Here is a 19,209-nt window from a genome sequence, read left to right on the forward strand (position 1 = left end):
CTCGCCGGCCGCGGACGCCGTCCCAACGGCCACTTGCCGCCCTCCCTTTCCGGGGCCACAATGCGCTGTTTCGCCAGTTGCAATAATCACTGCAAAAAATATGGACCGATTGCATTTGATGACCGTATTCATCGCGGTGGCGGAGGCGGAAAGCTTCGCCGGCGCGGCGCGCAAGCTGGGCATGTCGCCGCCGGCGGTGACGCGCGCGGTGGCGGCGCTGGAAACGCGGCTGCAGGCCCGGCTGCTCAACCGCAGCACCCGCCATGTGCGCGTCACCGAGGCCGGCCAGCGCTATCTGGAGGACGCGCGCCGCGTGATCGCCGCGGCGGACGAGGCGGACGAAGCCGCCTCCGGCGGCAACGCGCCGCCGCGCGGCTTGCTGACCGTTACCGCGCCGGCGCTGTTCGGCCTGCGCTACGTGATGCCGGGAATCAACGATTACCTGCGCCGCCACCCCGAGGTGACGGTGGACGCCTTGCTGCTAGACCGGGTGGTCAATCTGCTGGAGGAAGGCGTGGACGTGGCCGTCCGCATCGGCGAGCTGCCGGACTCCAGCCTGCGCGCCCTGCGCGTCGGCCAGGTGCGGCGAGTGCTGTGCGCGGCGCCGGCCTATCTGGCCGAACGCGGCGTCCCACTGTCGCCGGCGGATTTGCAGCGGCACGCGCTGATCGCCTCGCGCGGCGTGGGCTCCTGCCACGAATGGCGTTTCAACGACGGCGGCAAGCCGCTGAGCGTGCGCCTCAAGCCCAGGCTGACCGTCAGCAACAACGAGGCGGCGATCGCCGCCGCGGTGGCCGGCCTCGGCGTCACCCGCCTGCTGTCCTATCAGGTGGCGCCGCAATTGGCCGCCGGCCAATTGCTCCCGCTGCTGGCCGACTACGACGACGCCGGCCAGCCCATCCACCTTCTGCACCAGGAAGGCCGGCTGGCCTCGGCCAAGACCCGGGCCTTCATCGAATTGATGGCGGAGCGGCTGCGCGGCCATCCCGAGCTGCGCTGACGCCGCCCTCCCCCCGTACCCCCTCGCTCAAGGAGACCTAACCATGTTGACCCCGCTCAAAGACAAAAGCGTACTCATCACCGGCGGCACCGCCGGCATCGGCCTGGGCCTGGCCCGAGCCTTCGCCCGCGCCGGCGCGCGCGTGGCGATCAGCGGCCGCAGCCGGGACAAGCTGGACGCCGCGCTGGCCCGCCTGCGGGCCGAAGGCCTGAGCGCGGCCGGCCATGTCGCCGACGTGGGCCGGCCCGAGGACGTCGCCCGCCTGCTGTCGGAGACCGCGCGGAACGGCCTGGACGTGCTGTGCTGCAATGCCGGCGTGTTCCCGTCCGCGCCGCTGGAGAGCATGAGCGCGGAGGAATGGGACCAGGTGCAGCACACCAATGTGCGCGGCAACTTCCTCTGCGTGCAGGCGGCGCTGCCCTATCTGCGCCAGGCCGAATACGGCCGCGTCATCCTGACCTCCTCCATCACCGGCCCGGTCACCGGCTACGCCGGCTGGAGCCATTACGGCGCCAGCAAGGCGGCCCAGCTGGGCTTCATGCGCAGCGCGGCGCTGGAGCTGGCGCGCGACGAGATCACCATCAACGCGGTGCTGCCGGGCAATGTGCTGACCGAGGGGCTGCGCGAACTGGGCGAGGACTATCTGGACAAGATGGCGGCGGCGGTGCCGCTGCGGCAGCTGGGCAGCGTCGACGACATCGCCAACGCCGCGCTGTTCTTCGCCAGCAAGGAAGCCGGCTTCATCACCGGCCAGACGCTGATCGTGGACGGCGGCCAGGTGTTGCCGGAGTCGCTGGACGCGCTGGCCGGCTAAGAACCTGTTTACGATCTGCTGCGCGTCGGCGATACGGCGTTAAAAACCGCTTCGAAATGCTCATGTACCACTTGTACATTCCGCTTTCTCAACGGTTTTCGCCTTGTCTCGCCTTAGCTCGCGAGATCGTAAACACGTTCTAAGAACCGCTAACAAAACCGCGCGGCGCGCCTCAGCCAAGGTGCGCCGATGGAGGATCCGGGCCTAAGCCTGGTAGACCTCCGGCCGGTGCAACTCCATATAGCGCTCGGGATGCTCCAGCGCGGCGAAGCCGAACGGCCGGTAAACCTCGTGGGCGTTGGAGGTCACCAGCACGATGCGCCGCAGCCGGGCCAAGGCCGGCTCGGCGGCGACGCGCTGCATCAGCTGCCGGGCGTAGCCGCGGCCGCGATGTTCCGGCGTCACGAACACATCGCACAGATAGCCGAAGGTGGCCATATCGGTCACCACGCGGGCAAAGCCCACCTGCCGGCCGTCCAGGTAGGCGCCGAAGCACAGCGAGCCGGCGATCGCCTGCTCCACCGTGGCGCGCGGAATGCCCTTGGCCCAGGGCGCGTGATCGTGCAGGAAAGCGTGGATCAGCGCCACGTCCAGCCGGTGCTTGTCGGTGGAGATCTCCAGTTCGCTGTCGCTCATCGCGGCGCGGCTCCCTTGCCAGGCTGAACCCGCGCCGCCAGCCAGGCGCGCGCGGCGTCCAGCTTGCCGGCGTAAGTGTTCAGCGCCAGCGCCGCCACGATCAAGGCCGACGCGACGATGCTGAGCGCGTCGTAGCGCTCGTGCAGGATCCAATAGCCGCCCAGCAGGCCGAACACCGGGCTGAGCAGCGAGAACGGCGCCACCAGCGTGGCCGGATACAGGCTGAGCAGCTTGCCCCAGCTGCCCAGCGCGAACAGCGTGCCGATCAGGGCCAGGAACAGCAGCGCCAGCGTGGCGCTCCAGCCGAAGCCGGCCAGCGCGCTCCAGGCCGCCGCCGGGCCGCCCTCCAGCGCGAAGGACAGCAGCAGCAAGGGCAGCGGCGGCACCAGGCTCATCCACACGGTGAAGGCGAACATGTCCACCTTGCCGGCGCGCTTGAGCTCCACATTGCCCCAGGCGAAGCCGGCCGAGCCGATCAAGGCCAGCGCCAGCGGCAGCAAGGGCAAGGCGTCCTGATAACGGGCGTAGCCCAGCAGCAGCACGCCCAGCAGCGCCAGCGCCATCACCGCCTTTTGCAGCCGGGAGCGCGTTTCGCCCAGCAGCAGGCTGGCCAGCAGCAAGGTGATGAACACCTGCAACTGGGCCAGCACCGACACGATGCCGGCCGGCATGCCCAGCTTGATGGCGGAGAACAGGCCGGCGAACTGGATCACGCCCAGACACAGCCCGGCGCGCAGATACCAGCGCCAGGGCAAGGGCGGCCGCGAAAACCACCAGGCCCCGGCGGCGAACACCACCACGAAGCGCAACGCCGCCAGCAAGAGCGGCGGGCATTCGGTCAGCCCTATCTTCACCACGATGAAGCTGAGGCCCCAGATGGCCGCCACCAGCACCGCCAGCAATACGTGTCCAAACTTCATGATGTCGTCGCCTCTTGTTCCAGCGCGGCGATCGCGCGCCGGCAGGCTTCCAGGAAAAAATCCAGCTCCGCGTCCGTCACGTTCAAGGGCGGCAGCAGGCGCAGCGCGGCGACGTCGTGCGCCGCCGGGGCCGTCAGCGTGCCTTCTTGCAGCAATTGCAGCCACAAGAGGCCGGCGGCGGCCTCGCCCAGCCGCTCTTGCGCCGCCGGGCCGGCGCGCAGCGCCAGCATCAAGCCCGTGCCCTCCAGCTCGAAACCCTCCAGCCCGGCGCCGCGCCAACGCCGCCGCAGCGCCTCGCCGCGCTCGCGCGCCCGCGCCGGCGCGTCCAGCTGGCGCAGCAGGCTCAGCATGCGCAAGCCGCAGCTCAGCGCCAGCCGGTTGCCGCCAAAGGTGGAGCCGTGGATCTTGGCGCAGCCGGGCCGGGCGAACACCGCCTGGTAGACGTCTTCGCGAAACAACAGCGCCGACACCGGCAGCACGCCGCCGCTCAAGCCCTTGGCGACAATCAGCAGGTCCGGCGCCGGCGCGCCCAGCGCCTGGTAGGCGAACCAGGCGCCGCAGCGGCCCAGCCCGGACTGGACCTCGTCGTAGATCAGCAAGGCGCCGTGGCGGCGGCACTGCTCGGCCAGCTCCCGCAAGTCCTCGCCGCGCCAGGCGCGCGCGCCGGCGCTGCCCTGCACCGGTTCCAACAGCACCGCGGCCACGTCGCCGCGCGCCAGTTCCGCCGCCGCCGCGGCCGGGTCGCCCCAGGGCAGGACCGCGCAGTCCTCGCCGCGCGGCAGGCCCTGGCGCCAGAAGTCGCCGCCGGCCAAGGCGGTAGCCTCCAACGTCAAGCCGTGGAAGCCGCCGTCGAAGCTCAAGGCGCGCCGGCGGCCGCTGGCCATCCGCGCCAGCTTCAGCGCGCCCTCCACCGCCTCGGCGCCGGTGCTGGCGAACAGCGCCTTGCCGTCGGCGAAGCCGGCCAATGTCAGCAGTTCCGCCGCCAGATCGCTAGCCAAGCCGGAAAACCCCAGCGGATGCAGATTGGGCGCGGGATCGAACAGGTCTTCGGCCAGGCCGGCCAACAGCTCACGCGGCCGGTGGCCCAGCGCCGCCGCGCCGTAGCCGGCGACGAAGTCCAGCCAGCGCCGGCCGTCCTCCAGCCGCAGCCAGCCGCCCTCCGCCTCCAGCGCCCTGGCGTCCAGCCCGCATTGCCGCAACACCTCCAGCCAGGCCGGATTGACGCTGGCGGCGTAGGCGGCCTGAGCCGCCGCGCGCTCAGCCGGCCGCGGCATAGCGGTCCAGCGAGCAGACGGCCAGCTGCGCCTGCGGACCGTAGAAGTCCGCCACCTGGTCCATCGCCCGCAGATTGAGCTCCAGCAGATAAGCCAGATTGGCCAGCGCGCGCTGCTGCGTCAGCGGCGACAAGGCGCTGATTTCGCGGAAGAACAGCCGGGACAGCGCGGCGTGGTTGAGCTCGAGGTTGAGGTCGTCGTGACGCTTGGCCACCCGCTGGTAGTCGGCGCGGAACTCCACCAGCGACTCCAGCCGCTCGTGCACCGGATTGTCGACGCCCAGCATGCCCTCGGTGACCATGATGGAGCTCAGATAGCCGATAGGGTCATAGCGGCCCAGCACGGTGAAGGCGTCGACATAGGCCTGGAACAGCGGCAGCGGCAGCGCCTGATCCAGCCAGGCCGGCGGCACCCCCAGCGCTTCGCAGGTGGCGCGCTCGTAGACTTCGTGGCCCAGCTCTTCCTGGAAGTAACGGTAGACGCGTTGCTTCAGCGGGCTGCGCAGCCGTTTGGTCATCAGCGGCGCGATGATTTCGACGAAGCGCTGGGTGACGTGGTATTGCTCGATGAACAGCCCCTGCACCAAGGGGCCGAAGCCGGCGTCGGCGGCGTTCACCCGGCTCACGTAACGCGACTCGCCCAGCTCGGCCAGGCCGTCCAGCGCGAATTGCTCGGCGCGGCGCATGAAGTTGACGCCGCTGTCCACCGCCGACGCCGGTTCGCGATGGACCAGCCGCCGCCGCGCCTGCGGCTTGGGCGCCAGCAGCAACAGGTCCGTCAGGCACAGCAGATAGGCCTCCAGATGCGCCGGGCAGTAGAAGCCCTCGCTGGCCGGGTCTTCCTCCGCGCCGGCCTCGCGGCGGCTAAGCCCGACGAAGCCGGCGCCGTCGGCGAAACCGTTGAGCACCCGCCGCCACAGCGTCAGCGCCTGCGGCAGATTGTCGGCCAGGTACAGCTTTTGCAGATAGAAGGTTTGCAGCGCGAAATTGTCGCGCCACTCCGGCGCGCCCGCGTCGTCGATGCAAAAGGCGTCGGCCTGCGGCGCCGGCTCGTCCAGCAAGCGCAGCATGCTCAGCACCACCGGCGCGTAAGCGCCGCGCGCGTCGGCGGAGGTGGCCGCCAACAGCTTGTCCACGCAACGCCGGGTCAGCGCTCTCCACTGCCGGCGCTGCCGCTCCAGCGCCGCCGGGTCCGCCGGCGCGTCGCGGATCAGCGACAAGGCGTCCAGCTGCTGCGCCAGCGACAGCTGCCACGACGGCGCCGAGCCGGCGTGGATGTCGAACCAGATCTCCGCGTCCGGATTGGCCATCGCCAGCACGCTGTCCAGCACCCGGCCGCCGTCCACGCCGGAAAACTGGATTTCGTACTCCTTGGCGTCCGCCGCCAGCACCACGGTCTGGCCGTCGTCGGCCAGGTGGGCGCTGAACGGCACCAGATGCGGCGCGCGGTAATGCGTGACTTGCCAGGCTTCCATCGCGGTCTCCTTCGGCTGCCGTCGCCGGGCGGGCTACAGATAAAGCCGCGGCATCAAGGCGTCCGGCCGGCTGTAGTATTCGACGATTTCCTCGTCCTGCAGCGCCATGGTTTCTATGGTCAGCACCAGGTTCTTCTCCACCACCAGCTGCTCCTCGCGGCTGATGGCGCTGATGTCCTGCAACAGTTCGGCGGTGATGTCGTCGTGCCCCAGCGTGTCGTTGAGGTAGGCGTGGCGCAGCAGGGGCTCCCAGAAGCCCTTGTCCAGGCCGGCGCGCTCGCAGCAACGCACCAGCGCGCGGTTGAACTCGTCGCCGGGCATCTCGAACAGGAACAGCACGCTCTTGAACGACAGCAGGTGCTGGCGCGCGAACACGCCCAAGGCCGCGCACAAGGCGAAGGTGGACGGCAAGGGCTGCAGGTGGTCCAGCCCTTCCACCTCCATGTCCACGCTGGCCAGGCTCTCGGCCAGCATCTGGTCGTGGTCCAGTTCCGACACCAGGAAGCGCTGGATGCTGCGCTGATTCTGCCGGCTGTCCGCGTGCGACAGCGCCGAGGCGATCAGGCCGGGCGCCGCGCGCACCAGGTAGTAATACTCCAGCGCGTAGCCGATCAGCACATTGCGCGGCGCGCTGCCGTCGGACAGCATGCCGTACAGCCGGGAATGGCCGCGCTTGCGCATCGCCCGCTGCGCCAGATTGCGCAGCCGGGTGTTGAATTCGCAGCCGGACAGCGCGTCGTCCGGCAAGGCGAAGCTAGCCTCGGTCACCAGCCCCAGCCGGTCCAGCTCCTCCAGCAGGCCGGGAATGGTCCCCGCCAGTTCGGGGTGGGCGGCGCGCAGCGCCGACATGCTGGCCGGCGCGCGCTGCAGATCGTCCAGCAGCGCCAGCAATTGCAGGCGGCCCTCGTCGGCCACTTGCAAGTCGCAGGACTGCTCGCGGTACAGCAGGGCCACGCCGCCGTCCTGCGGCTGGATTTCCACCCCGGGCCGCAGCGCCGGGCAATGAAACAGATCGTGAGTGCCGGGTCCGTGCATATTGCCTCCTCAGTAATGCTCGATGCGGCGCAGCAGGGTGTCGGCGTGCAGGTAGTGCCGCCAGACCGCGCTGTAGAAAGCGTCGTAGAGTTCGACGAACAAATGGGTTTGCGCCAGCAGGCGCCGCGCCGTCTCCTGGTCCACCACCGGAATCTGCGCGAAGATCTTGCGGGTCAGGCTGCCGTGCTCGCCCTTCAGATTGATGTCCGAGTGCGCCTTCACCGGGCGCAGGAAGTCCGCGTCCACGCCCAGCCGGTAGGCGGCGTCCAGGAAGGAATCCTGCCGGATGTCCTTGCCCTCCAGAATGCCCAGCGTGGTGAAGAAGAACAGCGGATCGTTGTGCGACCAATAGGCCAGCGCGTTGCACAGCGCCATGGTCTGCGGCAGGGGCACGGTGTGGGCCAGGTCCTCCCGGCTGATGCCGATGCGGTTCAGCGCCTGCAGCAGCAGTTCGTCGTGGCCGTACTCCTCGGCGAAGAAGGCGTTCATCGCCAGCCGCGCCTGGGTGTTGGGCACATAGGACAGCACCGGCGCGTCGAAATAGCTTTCGCGGAACAAAAAGTGATAGTTCTCGATCACCATGCCGTGGAACACCCGCTCCGGAATGTCTCCCGGCTGGCTGGCGTTCTGACAGTGGGTCCAGAACGGATTGCGGTACAGCGTCTGGTACAGCAGGCGGTTGGACAGGTCTTCCACCTCCAGCAGCACCTCCAGCCCGGTCTTGCCCCGCGCCGGCGCCAGCGGGCGGATCACGCCGTAGTTCTCCAGGCTGACCAGCAGGCGCCGCACTTCGTCGGCGGATTGCCGCGGCAGAATGCGCTCCGCGTCCCGCTGGCTGCAGCCGCGGGCCAACCGCGCCATCAGCTCGCCGACCTCCTCCGCGTTGGCGAGGCCCGCGGAAATCTCCAGTTCCTCGTCGCCGGCGGTCTTGACCACCAGCGGCGACTGCGAAATCACATCGCCGTTCAGGCAAAAACGAAGATCGGAAGGATGGGACACGAGGACGTCTCCTCTTAAAAGATGAGAGCGGCCGCCGGCAAGCCGGCGGCGCGGAATCCGGATCGGTCAGGGCTTCGCGCCTGAAACGGCTACCCCGTCCATACCCGATTACAAGTGGACCGGCACCAGGACCGGACGCGGATTGCGGGGTTTGACCACAACCACCGCTTCTTGCGTGCTGGCTTGCATTTGGCTCTCCTTGGCTTTACAGAGAAAACAAAAACGCCCTTTTGCAGGCCTCCCTATCTTATGCCTGGCGCCGCGCCGCAGAAACGCCTGAAAACTGACACAAATAACTGTTTTTAAATGTCATTTTTAAAATGAACCGGCGGCGGCGTCAGCGCGGATTGCGAATGCGGACGCGGCTGCGCCGCAGCGCACGATTGACGCCGGGCGAACAATCTATATGCTGGCAGGGTCTTCCATTTCCCGCCCCCGGCGCTTGGCCCGGCGTCAAACGCTCATTCCGTGCGCATGCCGGCCCGCCGCAAGGCGGGGATTGGACAGATGGACAAATAAAGCCCACAAGGGCCCGCCAAGCACTGTTGAAGCCGGCGCACGCCGCCCTTCATCGCTCTGCAAATAGGGAAATAGAAATGAAAACGATCCAAGCGCAATTGTTGGCCGCAGCCTGCTGCGCCGCTTTCGCCGCGTCCGCCCAGGCCGCCGGCACCCTGGTCTACTGTTCCGAAGCCAGCCCGGACGGCTTCGACTCCGCCCAGTTCACCTCCGGCACCACCTTCGACGCCGCCGGCCACGCGCTGTTCGACCGCCTGGTGGGCTTTGAGAAGGGTTCGACCAAGGCCATTCCCGGCCTGGCCACTTCCTGGAGCGCCTCGCCCGACGGCAAGGTCTACACCTTCAAGCTGCGCCAGGGCGTGAAGTTCCACACCACCGACTACTTCAAGCCGACGCGCGACTTCAACGCCGACGACGTGGTGTTCACCTTCATGCGCATGTTCGACAAGAACCACCCCTTCCGCAAAGCCTACAACGCGGAATTCCCCTACGCGGTGGACACCGGCCTGGCCAGCAACGTCAGCGCGGTGGAGAAAGTGGACGCGCAGACGGTGCGCTTCGTGCTGAAGGCGCCGGACGCAGACCTGGCGATCAAGATCGCCATGCCCTTCGCCTCCATCCTGTCCGCCGAGTACGCCGATCAGTTGCTCAAGGCCGGCCGCGCCGCCGACATCAACCAGAAGCCGGTGGGCACCGGCCCCTTCATCTTCAAGCGCTACCAGAAGGACGCGCAGATCCGCTACGCCGGCAACAAGGCGTACTGGGACAAGGGCGCGGTGAAGGTGGACAATCTGGTGTTCGCCATCGCCACCGACCCTTCGGTGCGCTACCAGAAAATGAAGGCCGGCGAATGCCAGATCATGTCCTACCCGCGCCCCAGCGATCTGGCGGTGATGAAGGCGGACCCCAAGCTGAAGATGCTGACCGCGCCCGGCTTCAACATCGGCTACCTCAGCTACAATATGGACAAGCCGCAACTGCAAAAACGCGAGGTGCGCCAGGCGCTGGACATGGCCATCAACCGCCAGGCCATCATAGACGCGGTCTACCAGGGCCAGGGCCAGGCCGCCAGCAACCCCTTCCCGTCCTCGCTGTGGTCCTACAACAAGAGCCTGAAGAACGCGCCCTACAATGTGGCCGCCGCCAAGGCGCTGCTGGCCAAGGCCGGCTACCCCAACGGCTTCGAACTGAGCTTGTGGGCGATGCCGGTGCAACGGCCGTACAACCCCAACGCCAAGCTGATGGCAGAAATGATCCAGTCGGACTGGGCCAAGATCGGCGTCAAGGCCAAGATCGTGTCCTATGAATGGGGCGAATACCTGAAACGGATGAAGCGCGGCGAGCACGACGCCGGCCTGATGGGCTGGACCGGCGACTACGCCAGCCCGGACAACTTCCTCGGCGTGCTGCTCAGCTGCGAGGCGGTGAACGGCTCCAACTACTCGCGTTACTGCAGCAAGGAGTTCGACGCGCTGGTGGTCAAGGCCCGCACCCTGAACGACCAGGCCGAACGCGCCAAACTGTATTCGCAGGCGCAAACCATCTTCAAACGCGACCTGCCGTGGACCACCATCGCCCACTCCATCGTCAACCAGCCGATGCGCAAGGAGGTGAGCGGCTTCAAGATCAGCCCCTTCGGCGATTACGAGTTCAGCGGCGTCAGCGTCAAATAAACCTTTCTCCCAAGCGGGCGTCGCTTTGCGGCGCCCGCTTTGTTTCTACTCCCCTCGCAGGTCCAGGCTCAAGCCGTTTCAACCCCAAGCAGCCCACTTCACTTTTCCTCATAAAACAAATAATCAATTAATTTATTTTATAGAGCAAGCCAACAAACCCGTCAGGGTTCATTCAATGAGCCGCATTTGATTTAGTTCAAACATTTCCCGTCATTTTCAGACTTTTCCTGATTCACACCCTCGCTTAAACATGGCTGAATCGCCATTGACATACTTTGAATATTAAATGACTGCTTAAAAAGGAATTGACATGCCTTTGAATAGTCAACCATCAAACCATTACAGTTTAAAAATATTAGCTGTGGCAGGTTTTGAGATCGACGTCATTGATTTCACATTGCACGAAACCCTGGGCCGGCCCTTCGCCGCCGACATCCGCGTCACTTCCGCCCGGCAAGACATCAACCTCGTCTCCCTGCTGGACCGCTACGCGCTGTTCTCCATCCACGGCCCCCACCCGGACGCCGCCCTGTTTCCAGAGACTCCACCACAGCTATTGCGCCGCTGGCGCGGCGTGGTCAGTCACGCTCGCCGCCTCAGCGCCAGCCGCGACGAAGCGCTGTACGAGCTGCGCATCGAATCCCGGCTCGCCCGCCTGGGCGAAGGCCGCTACTCCCGCATCTTCCAGCACCAATCCGTGCCGGAGATCATTGAAGCCGTGCTGCGCCGCCACGACTATCGCGGCCACGAAATCACCTGGAAGCTGCGCCCGGCCTTCAGCCAGGGCGGCGAGGCCTATCCCAAGCTGGAATACGTGACCCAGTACCAGGAGTCCGACCTCGACTTCATCCACCGCCTCGCCGAAAAAGCCGGCCTCTACTACTACCTGGTCACCGAAGCGGACAGCGCCGCCTGGGAAACCATCGTCTTCGGCGACGATGTCGACGCCTACGTCCGCACCGGCCGCGATCCCGCCCAGCCGCCCCAGGGCGGCGTCAAGCTCAAGCTCCGGCCCCAGGCCGGCATGGCCGACAACGAGGAAACCCTGAGCCGCTTCGAACTGGCCGCCCAGCCCATCCGCGCGCAAATCCAGCGCAACGACTACAACTACCGCAGCGCCGACACCCGCCTGCTCAGCCAGGGCGGCCCGGCCGACAACACCCCCGGCGCGCGCGGCGTCGATTACCTGTGGGGCGAACACTACAAAGACCCGGCGCAAGGGCTGCGCGCGGTGCGGATCGCCCAGCAGCGCGAACACTGCCGCCAGTGGGTCGCCGCCGGCGACGGCAACTGCCTGCAAGCCTTCGCCCCCGGCCAGATCTTCAAGCACGACGGCCCGACGCTGGCTCCGGCCCCGGACGGCTGGCTGCTGATCTCGGTCCAGCACCAGGGCGGCCGCCGCGACGCCTACCGCAACGCCTTCAGCGCCACGCCCGCCGACCGGCCCTATCGCCAGGAATTATTCACCCCGGCGCCGAACATCGCCGGCGCGCTGCCGGCCCGAGTGGTCGCCCCGGAAAAAACCCATTACGGCGCGATAGACCTGCAAGGCCGCTACTGCGTGCGCATGCCCTTCGACCTGGACGAATGGTCGCCCGGCGGCGACAGCCGCCCCTTACGCCTGGCCCGGCCCTACGCCGGCCCGGAATACGGCCAGCACTTCCCGCTGCACCAAGGCACCGAAGTGCTGGTCAGCTTTGTGCTGGGCGACGTGGACCGGCCCTATATCAGCGGCTGCCTGCACAACTCCGAACTCACCGACAGCAACCCCGGCGCGTACTGGGACAGCCGCAACCTGATCCGCACCTGGGCCAACAACAAGCTGCGGCTGGAAGACCGCAAGGGCGAGGAACACATCAAGCTGGCCACCGAGTTCGACAAGAGCCAACTCAACCTCGGCCATCTGGTCAACGGCCAGCGCGCGCCGCGCGGCCAAGGCTTCGAACTCAGGACCGACGGCTGGGGCGCATTGCGCGCCACCAAAGGGCTGTTCATCACCACCGACGACCAACCCAAGGCCGGCGGCAAGCAGCTCGACATGCAGGCGGCACAAGCGGACCTGGACAACGCGCTGAGCAATATGCAAACCCTGGCCGACATGGCCGCCCAGGCGCGGGCGCTGGCCGCCGACATCGAACAACAGCGGCAACTGATGGCGGATCGGCTCAGCGACCTGCAAAAGTCCGCGCTGCTCGCCCACGCGCCGGACGGCATCGGCCTCAGCAGCGGCCAGCACCTGCAACTGGCGGCCGGCGGCAACCTGATCGCCACCGCAGGCGGTCATGCCGATATCGGCGCAATCAAGCGCTTCACCGTGGCGGCCGGCGAAGCCCTCAGCCTGTTTGCGCACCGGCTAGGAGCCAAGCTGATCGCCGCGCAAGGCAAGGTCGAAATCCAGGCGCAGCAGGACGACATCGAACTGGCCGCGCTGAAGCAGATCCGCATCATCAGCAGCGGCGACGAAATCATCATCGCCGCCAACAAGAAACTGACCCTGCAATGCGGCGGCTCCTATCTGACGCTGGACAGCTGCAAGGTGGAAGCCGGCACCCGTGGCGACATCAAGCTGCACGGCGCGTCGCTAAGCGCCCCTGGCCCGGCCTCCATGCCCACCCCGGCTTACGACTTCCCCAGCGCCAAGGTGGTGGAGCCGCGCGATCACTATTTCACCCTCAGCAACCCCTCCTCCGGCAAGCCGCACGCCGGCATGCCCTACACCATCACCGAACCAGACGGCGTCACCCATCGCGGCCAGACGGACGGCAGCGGCAAAACCCAAACCATCAAAAGCAGCTACGCCAAATCCCAACTCAAGATCGTGTTTGAGCCACAAGGAGAATAAACATGGACTTTTGGATTACCGGCGAAGGCGTGACCCAGGCCGCCAGCCTGGCCAGCTACACAGCCATCCATTTCCCGCGCCAACTTAGCCGCGTCCGCCTCAAGCGCATTCCGTTCTGGGGCAAGGGCATCACCCATAAGGGCGGGGCTGTGCAGGAAAAATCCCCAGGCCACTACTGGGTGGAAATTGACCACAACGATCCCAACACCACGGAAAGTTACGGCTGGTATCCGGCGGCGAACATCAAAGGCATGAAAAGCACAAAGGACCAACTCAGCGCGATGTGGGATGTCGAGGGCTGCATCAATGGCGACTCCAAGGAACGGCGTCAAGCTGATGAACTGGCTAACGACCCCCAGAAGTATGACCTCCTAGCCGGCCGTGGTATCGGCAATAAACCCTACCCTTACGACCCGAACCACGGCAACCCGGACGCCCGCAGTGTCCAGCCGCTCTACCTGGGCTTGACCGACCAACGCTCGGAGGCGGCGGTGATAGACGAAATCCGCGCCTTTGCCGCCGCTTACACAAAACAATATGGCGGCCGCTGGAGTTATCGGCTGGACGGCTTTGGCGAAAACAACTGCCACACCTTCATCTGGCGCTTGCTGCACGACTGCCAGCTGATTGATCTGGAATTGCTCAACGCCGACATCGACCCCCACTTCGACAAGCTGCGCGGCCTGGTGCTGAAGGAGGCCGCTAAGGGCACGGTCTTCGGTGGCCCCGGCGTCATCGTCGCCACCACTACCAGCGCCGCACGCCGGCTTAACAAGCCCGACTATGCCGACACGCTGGTAGAGCGCACTACGATGACGCGCGACGAATTGAAGCGACGGAACTGGCTATGAAGACTTGGCAAAAAGCCTCGCTGATCGGCGTGCTGCTGCTCATGTTGCTGCTGCCTATGGCGCTGTTCATCTACCAAGTCCATCACACCCCGCTCGCCCAACAACTATTTAACTGGATACTCCCCATGAGCCTCAACTACACCACCGACCTCAATGGCGAGCGCCTGCACGTCAATACCCCCTACTACGTGCGTGAAAGTCCCCGGACCTTTTCCACGGATTACTTCGTAGGAGAAGTTCTGGGTTTTGAAGCAGCGGAACTCAGAGATGGCGTTGCCCAGATTGCCATTAATCAAAACCAAAAAATCGCTTATCGACAAAGCCGCAATTCAGAACGGGAACCCTATACCGGCCCCATCGACTATGAGCGCTTCGGCATCAAGGTCAACGGCATCTATTTCTTCGGCCTGGATGCGGATGGTCAGATCAACCGGCGGCTGAGCGTAGAGCAGGCGCTATTGGAGCCGGTCTACATCAAGGCTGACATCTTTGTTGCCGAGGTCCGTTCAGCAGAAAAAGTCACCCGGACTATCATGGGGCGATCCCAGATGAATTACTGGGAGTCCAGCGACTCACTCAAAGAGAACAAAGGATTTCGAATTTGGCCAACGGGCCGCAAACGCGCTTGGCTTGCTGCCTTTACTGAGCAAGGAGTGGAAAACACTATTCACACCGTTGACTACCAAATCCGAGCGATGCCCTTCTCCATCCACACCCCCCTTGAAATCCTCGGCATCAAGACTGATGGCCGTTACCTGCTCAGCGTCCTACCCGATGGCAGCGCCGGCTTCCCCCGCCCAGAACTCGATGCGCTGGCAGACCAGCATCACATCGAACTCTGGGTAAAAGATGGCCAGGTCTATCGCGCAACGCTGACCACCTATGTCGTCACTGGCGAGAAATGGACCTTCTACAACGACAAAGGCAATTTAGAACGGCGTAACGGCTACGACATCGAGAACGGCCGCAAGGTGGAGTGGGCACAAAAGTTCGACCGTAGCGTGGGTCAACGGGGCGGCGAATGGGTGCCGCCCCGGCCGCAAGATGCAGAAGATAACTGAAGCCATGCCCACTCGGCCCATGCCAAACAAAGAATCCGACAGGAAGCGATGGCGGCCTTCCGGCTTGAACTTGTTCCTGGCATTCCTCATTGGCCTCGCGCTGTTGGTGGTATCAGCCCTGGCCGGCTTTCCCATTTCGCAAGGCATTCTGACAAAGGCGTTCATCATGGCAATCCCGCAAAACATCGACAGCAACGGTAAGACCCTCATCCCCGACACGGAGTACTACGTCAGGCACGCCCCTAGGGTGTTTTCCTCAGATTATTTCGATGGGGAAGTCCTGACTCCAGAAGCTGCTGAAGTGGGTAACAAAACTGAAGAAGGTGACAGTACAGCAGCGATAATGAAGATCAATCGTGACCATAAAATCACTCTCCGTAGCGCGGATGTCAGGAAGCGTGAGCCATATACCGGTCCCATCGATTACGCCCGTTTCGGCATTAAAGTCAACGGCACCTATTTCTTCGGCCTTGATGCGGACGATCAGATCAATCGACTACTGACGGTAGAACAGGCTTTACGTGAACCGGCCTATCTCAAGGCCGACATCTATGTCGCCAGAATTCGTTCCGCAGAGAAAGTAAATCGGATACGAACTGGAGCAACCTACTACAGCTACTGGCCTAACAATGGCCAACTCAAAGAACTGCGAGGCTTCTACGTCAAAACGGATGGCAGTAAGCGTACTTGGCTGGATAGCTACACCGAACAAGGGGTTAGAGAAAAGCCCGATCATGAAGCCATCTACCAAGCCAAAACCGAACCCTTCACCGCCGACATCCCCCTTAAAGTCCTCGGCATCAAGACCGATGGCCGCTATCTGCTCAGCGTCCTCCCCGACAACAGCGCCGGTTTTCCACGCCCGGAACTGGATGCGCTGGAAGACAAGCGCCACATCGAACTGTGGGTGGCCGATGGCCAGGTCTATCGCGCCACGCTAATCACCTTCGTCACGACCGGCGAAAACTGGACCAGCTACGACAAGGACGGTAACTACCTCAAGCGCTGGGGCTACGACATCGAGAACGGCCGCAAGGTGGAGTGGGCACAAAAGTTCGACCGTAGCGTGGGCCAACGCGGCGGCGAGTGGGTGCCGCCCCGGCCACAGGACCAAGACGATGATTGACCACTGCCGCCTCGAACGCCTGGCTCGCCACCTGATCATGGTCTGCATCGTCGCGGCGACGCCGCTAAGGAGGCGTCATGCCGGTTGATCTTGAAAGCCTGCGCGCTCCCGATTACGAGCTGGGCGAAGCGCCGCGCTTCTGGGTCTGGCTGTTGATCCTGCTGCTGGTGATGGGCTGCGGCGCGGGACTGACGCTTTACCTGTGGCCAGCGGACGCCCCAGCCAGCGGCTGGCGCTTCTGGACCTGTTTGCTGGGCCTGCCCTTCGTCATCTACCTGTTGCTGTTCACGCTACGCATGCGTGATCTCGAAAACTGGCGCAATCAGATTTACATGGAGGAGCAGGCGCGCCAGGAGGTGGAGCAGAACAATACCCAGTTTGGCCAACAACCGCTGTCGCTGTTGCACGGCATCGCCTGGAGCGCGGCCGGCGATCTGGCGCAGACCCTGAGCAGCATCCAGGCGCCCCAGCCCTTACTGGCGTCCTTACCGGTACACGGCCGCCGCGACGAGGTGACGCGCCACACCCACCTCCCCGACAAAGACACCCAGGACTGGCAGGCCACGCCTGAGGCGCGCATGGCGAGGCGGGTCAAGGCAGCGCTAAGCAAAGCCTTGTCATCACTGCATCCGGCGCTGCGCGCACTGCCGGCCAAATGGCCCTTGCACGTTGAATTGCAGATCGACACCGACGGCGTGGCCGTTGATGTCATGGCGCTCTGGCGACAGCAATCGGCGTGGCGCGAAGTCCAGCCAGCCCCGGCGTCGGAAACCCTGGTCGCCGCCGACGGCATGGCGCGGCTGGACCAATGGCTGGATCAAACCGACCCCAAACACTACCAAGACGCGCGGCTGATCATCGCCGCCCAGTTTTACGAACGCCCGCCAGCGAACAGCGCCGAGGCGGTATGCGCCTTATTGCTGGCCTGGCCTCAGGGCGAGGGCGAGGACCGGCTCCACCGGCCAGTGGGCAGCCAGAACCGCGCCGCCGACGCGGTGCTGGCCGAGGCCCAGCTATTTGGCGACTGCGAGCCGGAACAGCTGGCCGCGCTCTGGTCGGCCACCGGCCAGCATGACGATGCGCCCTGGGCTTCCGCACTGATCCGGCAACAGCCCCAAGCCGCCGTCGTATCGATAGACCGCCAGCTTGGCCACGCGGGCGTGGCGGCGGAATGGCTAGCGCTGCTACTGGCCTGGCAAGCCGCCGGCCCCGACACCCCGCAAGGCTTTCTGACCCGGCACGGCGAGCACGCCATGCTGGGCCTCGTCTACAAGGAGAGCGGACATGCCGCCCAAGCTTAAACGCCCGCCCTTGCCCAACCTAGTATTCGGCAAGCTGCGCCTGCGCTGGAACTGGGCCATGGTGCTGCTCATTGCGTTATTGCTCATCATCATGGTCCTGCTGCTGGATGAACGCCTGGGCCTGTCCGCCAACGGTCAGCTACCCTGGGTGATCTGCGGCATTGCGCTGTGCTGCGTGCTGCTGCTGGCGCTCAGCGACGCCTTTGCCTCCCTGGCCAACTGGTTGACGCAACGCCGCTGGCTGCCGCATCGCCAGGCGCGCCAAAGCGCCAGCCCCTCCGACGTCCCCGCCTCGGACTGGGGCGCGGCGTTTCAGCTCGTGGCCCAACGCTGGCGCGAGCGCCCGGCCAAACAGCGACCGCACTGGCTGCTGCTCTGCGGCGCGCTCGAGGCCGTCCGCCAGGCGGCACCGGCGCTGGCCAAACAGCCCTGGCTGGAAACCGACGGCATGGTGTTGATCGACGCCTCCGCCGCCCCGCCTCCCGGCGGCTGGCGCCGGCTGCGCGGACGCTGGCAAGCGCCCGCCGACGCCGTCATCGCCCTGCTGCCCCAAGCCGGCGACGCCGCCGCGCTGGCCGAGCGCACCGAGCAATTGGCCATCGCCAGCGGCTGGACCCTGCCCATCACCCTATGCCAGCGCGCGCCCGACAACGCCGGCCCCGGCATCGCCGGCTGGCCCTTGCCGGCGCTGCCCGCCAACGCCGACGACTGGGCCACCCAGGCCAAGGCCTGGGCCGACCGGCTGGCCCTGCGCGGCATTCCCACTCACCAGAACAACGTGGCCCAGCCCTTTCTGCTGCGTTGCGCCCAGTGGCTGGAACGCGAAGCCGCGGCGCTGGCCGAGGCCTGGCAGCGCTGGCGCGGCGGCCTGGGCACAGCTCCCGCCTTCACCGCGCTGGCGCTGGCCACCTGGCCGGCCGACGTCCGGCTGTGGAGCGGCGCGGTCAGCCAGGGTTTCGCCTTCGCCCCGCGCCGCCGCAGCAGCCTCTGGCAACGCCGGCTGGCCGGACTCATCGGCGCGCTGTGCCTGTTCTGGCTGGCCGGCATGCTGGCGTCCGCCTATCAGAACCACGGCCTGATCGCCGAGGCCCAGGCCGCCATCGACGCCCAGCCTAAAACCGCCACCCTGAACAGCGCGCTCCAGCTGCAACGGCTGCTGGAGAAGCTGGAGGCCCGCCAGCGGCACGGCGCGCCGTGGTCCGCCCGCTTCGGCCTGAACCGCGACGCCGCCTTGCTGGAACGGCTGCGCCCGCACTACGCCCGCGCCATCGGCCAGGCGATGATTGCGCCGGCCCACAGCCACTGGGCGCGGCAATTGCAGGCGCTGAACCAGACCCCCAGCGCCGAGCTGGCCACCGATCCGGCCCGCACCGAACAGGGCTATCAGGCGCTGAAAGCCTATCTGACCCTGGACCAGCCGGCGCGCGCCGAACCGGCCTTCCTCGCCGCCCAGCTGGCGGCCCGCGACGACGGCGCCTTCTCCCCGGCGCTGCTGCGCGCGATGGCCCAGTTCTACGCCGAACGGCTGGCCGGCCAGCCCGGCTGGCGCATCCCCGCCGATCCGGCTTTGGCGCAGGCCAGCCGCCAGACCTTGATCGGCCAGCTGGGCCGCCAGCAGGCCGACGACGCCCGCTACCAGCAGATCCTGGCGGAAGCCCAGGCCAAGTATCCGCCGCAGACGCTG

15 protein-coding genes are annotated in these 19,209 nt (G+C 65.9%); 9 read left to right on the forward strand and 6 right to left on the reverse strand.

The window, feature by feature from the left end:
- Positions 1 to 118 precede the first annotated feature (118 nt).
- Both VK98_RS17940 and fabG read left to right on the forward strand, forming a co-directional pair.
- Positions 119 to 1,000: a LysR family transcriptional regulator gene (locus VK98_RS17940; protein WP_231589316.1), complete on the forward strand. Its 882-nt coding sequence runs from the start codon at positions 119 to 121 to the stop codon at positions 998 to 1,000.
- A gap of 43 nt (positions 1,001 to 1,043) precedes the next feature.
- Positions 1,044 to 1,814, forward strand: a complete 771-nt coding sequence (fabG, locus tag VK98_RS17945; protein WP_048415319.1) for a 3-oxoacyl-ACP reductase FabG — start codon at positions 1,044 to 1,046, stop codon at positions 1,812 to 1,814.
- Between the two features lie 204 nt (positions 1,815 to 2,018).
- Here the strand turns inward: fabG and VK98_RS17950 are convergent, their stop codons facing one another.
- Genes VK98_RS17950 through VK98_RS17975 form a run of 6 tightly spaced genes read right to left on the reverse strand, consistent with a single transcriptional unit; the run spans position 2,019 to position 8,152 of the window.
- Positions 2,019 to 2,450, reverse strand: coding sequence for a GNAT family N-acetyltransferase (locus VK98_RS17950; RefSeq protein ID WP_048415320.1), 432 nt, complete (start codon positions 2,448 to 2,450; stop codon positions 2,019 to 2,021).
- A complete protein-coding gene (locus VK98_RS17955; RefSeq protein WP_048415321.1) occupies positions 2,447 to 3,370 on the reverse strand; it encodes an EamA family transporter in 924 nt (307 codons plus the stop codon). The genes VK98_RS17950 and VK98_RS17955 overlap by 4 nt, the downstream gene beginning before the upstream one ends.
- Complete coding sequence (locus VK98_RS17960; RefSeq protein ID WP_053077468.1) at positions 3,367 to 4,644, reverse strand: aspartate aminotransferase family protein; 1,278 nt, start codon at positions 4,642 to 4,644, stop codon at positions 3,367 to 3,369. Before VK98_RS17960 ends, VK98_RS17955 begins: the two co-directional genes overlap by 4 nt.
- Positions 4,628 to 6,118 carry a hypothetical protein gene (locus VK98_RS17965; RefSeq protein ID WP_048415322.1) on the reverse strand — a complete coding sequence of 497 codons (1,491 nt, stop codon included), beginning with the start codon at positions 6,116 to 6,118 and terminating at the stop codon, positions 4,628 to 4,630. Before VK98_RS17965 ends, VK98_RS17960 begins: the two co-directional genes overlap by 17 nt.
- A 33-nt stretch (positions 6,119 to 6,151) precedes the next feature.
- Positions 6,152 to 7,153 (reverse strand): hypothetical protein, encoded by a 1,002-nt coding sequence (locus tag VK98_RS17970; protein ID WP_048415323.1) that lies wholly within the window; start codon positions 7,151 to 7,153, stop codon positions 6,152 to 6,154.
- A gap of 9 nt (positions 7,154 to 7,162) precedes the next feature.
- On the reverse strand, positions 7,163 to 8,152 hold the full coding sequence (locus tag VK98_RS17975) for an iron-containing redox enzyme family protein (protein WP_048415324.1): 990 nt from the start codon (positions 8,150 to 8,152) through the stop codon (positions 7,163 to 7,165).
- Positions 8,153 to 8,748: 596 nt separating this feature from the next.
- On the opposite strand from VK98_RS17975, the gene VK98_RS17980 reads away from it, so the two are divergent.
- The 7 genes from VK98_RS17980 to VK98_RS18010 form a co-directional block, all read left to right on the forward strand.
- Positions 8,749 to 10,344: an ABC transporter substrate-binding protein gene (locus VK98_RS17980; RefSeq protein WP_048415325.1), complete on the forward strand. Its 1,596-nt coding sequence runs from the start codon at positions 8,749 to 8,751 to the stop codon at positions 10,342 to 10,344.
- Between the two features lie 310 nt (positions 10,345 to 10,654).
- On the forward strand, positions 10,655 to 13,186 hold the full coding sequence (locus VK98_RS17985) for a type VI secretion system Vgr family protein (protein ID WP_082159118.1): 2,532 nt from the start codon (positions 10,655 to 10,657) through the stop codon (positions 13,184 to 13,186).
- A gap of 2 nt (positions 13,187 to 13,188) precedes the next feature.
- Entirely contained in the window at positions 13,189 to 14,037 is an 849-nt protein-coding gene (locus VK98_RS17990; RefSeq protein WP_048415326.1) for a hypothetical protein, read from the forward strand.
- A complete protein-coding gene (locus tag VK98_RS17995) occupies positions 14,034 to 15,098 on the forward strand; it encodes a hypothetical protein (protein WP_048415327.1) in 1,065 nt (354 codons plus the stop codon). The genes VK98_RS17990 and VK98_RS17995 overlap by 4 nt, the downstream gene beginning before the upstream one ends.
- 64 nt (positions 15,099 to 15,162) lie before the next feature.
- Positions 15,163 to 16,224: a hypothetical protein gene (locus tag VK98_RS18000; protein ID WP_048415328.1), complete on the forward strand. Its 1,062-nt coding sequence runs from the start codon at positions 15,163 to 15,165 to the stop codon at positions 16,222 to 16,224.
- 77 nt (positions 16,225 to 16,301) lie between these two features.
- Positions 16,302 to 17,525 carry a hypothetical protein gene (locus VK98_RS18005; RefSeq protein WP_048415329.1) on the forward strand — a complete coding sequence of 408 codons (1,224 nt, stop codon included), beginning with the start codon at positions 16,302 to 16,304 and terminating at the stop codon, positions 17,523 to 17,525.
- On the forward strand, positions 17,509 to 19,209 hold a 1,701-nt coding region (locus VK98_RS18010), incomplete at its 3' end, for an ImcF-related family protein (RefSeq protein WP_048415330.1). The genes VK98_RS18005 and VK98_RS18010, both read left to right, overlap by 17 nt.

It is taken from the genome of Chromobacterium sp. LK11 (assembly GCF_001043705.1).
In the GTDB taxonomy this organism is placed as follows: domain Bacteria; phylum Pseudomonadota; class Gammaproteobacteria; order Burkholderiales; family Chromobacteriaceae; genus Chromobacterium; species Chromobacterium alkanivorans.